2 rRNA genes are annotated in these 3,229 nt (G+C 51.4%); both read left to right on the forward strand.

The features are described 5' to 3' along the window. Window positions 1-110: 110 nt before the first annotated feature. Window positions 111-3,028, forward strand: a 23S ribosomal RNA gene (locus EKM88_RS13075). Between the two features lie 82 nt (window positions 3,029-3,110). Further along, a 5S ribosomal RNA gene (gene rrf / locus EKM88_RS13080) occupies window positions 3,111-3,227 on the forward strand. Window positions 3,228-3,229 lie beyond the last annotated feature (2 nt).

A 3,229-nucleotide genomic window follows, 5' to 3' on the forward strand; every position in this document is an offset into this window, starting at 1 on the left:
TTTGTTCTTTGAAAACTGGATATCATTGTTTTTAAGAAATGCCGAGAACACAAGCGTATTTGTTAGAGTTTCGAAAGAAATTCGATCGCTGACCGATCTTTATAGATCAAGGTCAAGTTACAAAGGGCGCACGGTGGATGCCTTGGCACTAGGAGCCGATGAAGGACGGGACTAACACCGATATGCTTCGGGGAGCTGTACGTAAGCTTTGATCCGGAGATTTCCGAATGGGGGAACCCAGTTATCATCAGATAACTACTTTTGTGTGAATACATAGCACATCAGAGGCAGACGTGGGGAACTGAAACATCTAAGTACCCACAGGAAGAGAAAGCAAACGCGATTCCCATAGTAGCGGCGAGCGAAGTGGGAACAGCCCAAACCAAGGAGCTTGCTCCTTGGGGTTGTAGGACTGAACATTGGAGTTACCAAGGTCGTTGGTAGATGAAGTCAGCTGGAAAGCTGCGCGAAACAAGGTGAAAGCCCTGTAGTCGAAACCAATGACCCTCCGTTCAGGATCCTGAGTACGGCGGAACACGTGAAATTCCGTCGGAATCCGGGTGGACCATCACCCAAGGCTAAATACTCCCTAGTGACCGATAGTGAACCAGTACCGTGAGGGAAAGGTGAAAAGCACCCCGGGAGGGGAGTGAAATAGTTCCTGAAACCGTGTGCCTACAATTAGTCGAAGCCCGTTAATGGGTGACGGCGTGCCTTTTGTAGAATGAACCGGCGAGTTACGCTAACATGCGAGGTTAAGGTGAAAAGCCGGAGCCGCAGCGAAAGCGAGTCTGAATAGGGCGAATAAGTATGTTGGTGTAGACCCGAAACCAAGTGACCTACCCATGACCAGGTTGAAGGTGTGGTAAAACACACTGGAGGACCGAACCCGTGTATGTTGAAAAATGCTGGGATGAGTTGTGGGTAGCGGTGAAATTCCAAACGAACTTGGAGATAGCTGGTTCTCTCCGAAATAGCTTTAGGGCTAGCCTCGGAGGATGGATATTGGAGGTAGAGCACTGTTTGGACTAGGGGCCCGTCAAGGGTTACTGAATTCAGATAAACTCCGAATACCAATTATCTTACTCCGGGAGTCAGACAGTGAGCGATAAGGTCCATTGTCGAAAGGGGAACAGCCCAGATCACCAGTTAAGGTCCCTAAATCTATGCTAAGTGGAAAAGGATGTGGCGTTGCACAGACAACTAGGATGTTGGCTCAGAAGCAGCCACCATTTAAAGAGTGCGTAATAGCTCACTAGTCGAGTGACCCTGCGCCGAAAATATACCGGGGCTAAGCATAGTACCGAAACTGTGGGTGCATCCGCAAGGATGCGCGGTAGGAGAGCGTTCTAAGGGCGTTGAAGGTGGATCGTGAGGACCACTGGAGCGCTTAGAAGTGAGAATGCCGGCATGAGTAGCGAAAGACAGGTGAGAATCCTGTCCACCGTATGACTAAGGTTTCCTGGGGAAGGCTCGTCCTCCCAGGGTTAGTCGGGACCTAAGGCGAGGCCGAGAGGCGTAGTCGATGGCAAACAGGTTGAGATTCCTGTACTAGATTATTTTGTTTGAACGATGGCGGGACGCAGTAGGCTAAGACAAGCACCCAGCTGGAAAAGGGTGTCTAAGCAGTTAGGCTTGAAGCGAGTGAAATGCTTACTTCTCTAAGGCTAAGCTGTGATGGGGAGCGAAATTTAAGTAGCGAAGTGTCTGATGTCACACTGCCGAGAAAAGCGTCTAGTGAGAAATGATCTACCCGTACCGCAAACCGACACAGGTAGTCGAGGCGAGTAGCCTCAGGTGAGCGAGCGAACTCTCGTTAAGGAACTCGGCAAAATGACCCCGTAACTTCGGAAGAAGGGGTGCTGACCGCAAGGTCAGCCGCAGTGAATAGGCCCAAACAACTGTTTATCAAAAACACAGGTCTCTGCTAAATCGTAAGATGACGTATAGGGGCTGACACCTGCCCGGTGCTGGAAGGTTAAGAGGATGAGTTAGCGCAAGCGAAGCCCAGAATTGAAGCCCCAGTAAACGGCGGCCGTAACTATAACGGTCCTAAGGTAGCGAAATTCCTTGTCGGGTAAGTTCCGACCCGCACGAAAGGTGTAATGATTTGGGCACTGTCTCAACGAGAGACTCGGTGAAATTATAGTACCCGTGAAGATGCGGGTTACCCGCGACAGGACGGAAAGACCCCATGGAGCTTTACTGTAGCTTGATATTGAGTGTTTGTACCGCTTGTACAGGATAGGTAGGAGCCGTAGAGCCCGGAACGCTAGTTTCGGAGGAGGCATTGGTGGGATACTACCCTTGCTGTATGAACACTCTAACCCGCGCCACTAAGCGTGGCGGGAGACAGTGTCAGGTGGGCAGTTTGACTGGGGCGGTCGCCTCCTAAAATGTAACGGAGGCGCTCAAAGGTGCGCTCAGAATGGTTGGAAATCATTCGCAGAGTGTAAAGGTATAAGCGCGCTTGACTGCGAGACTGACAAGTCGAGCAGGGACGAAAGTCGGACTTAGTGATCCGGTGGTTCCGTATGGAAGGGCCATCGCTCAACGGATAAAAGCTACCCTGGGGATAACAGGCTTATCTCCCCCAAGAGTCCACATCGACGGGGAGGTTTGGCACCTCGATGTCGGCTCATCGCATCCTGGGGCTGTAGTCGGTCCCAAGGGTTGGGCTGTTCGCCCATTAAAGCGGTACGCGAGCTGGGTTCAGAACGTCGTGAGACAGTTCGGTCCCTATCCGTCGCGGGCGCAGGAAATTTGAGAGGAGCTGTCCTTAGTACGAGAGGACCGGGATGGACGTTCCGCTGGTGTACCAGTTGTGCCGCCAGGCGCATCGCTGGGTAGCTATGAACGGAAGGGATAAACGCTGAAAGCATCTAAGTGTGAAGCCCCCCTCGAGATGAGATTTCCCATTCCTATATGGAAGTAAGACCCCTGAGAGATGATCAGGTAGATAGGCTGGAAGTGGAAGTGCAGCGATGTATGGAGCGGACCAGTACTAATCGGTCGAGGACTTGACCTAAAAGCGAAACAGATACGCGTTCAAGGCAAAGAAAACAATGATGTCCAGTTTTGAGGGTGCAAAGCTCTCAGTTGAATAGAAGTGCGGTGGCGATAGCGAGAAGGATACACCTGTTCCCATGCCGAACACAGAAGTTAAGCTTCTCTACGCCGAGAGTAGTTGGTGGGTGACTGCCTGCGAGGGTAGGAAGCTGCCGCGCTT

The sequence above is a fragment of the Lacticaseibacillus daqingensis genome (assembly GCF_003946115.1).
Classification (GTDB): Bacteria; Bacillota; Bacilli; order Lactobacillales; family Lactobacillaceae; genus Lacticaseibacillus; species Lacticaseibacillus daqingensis.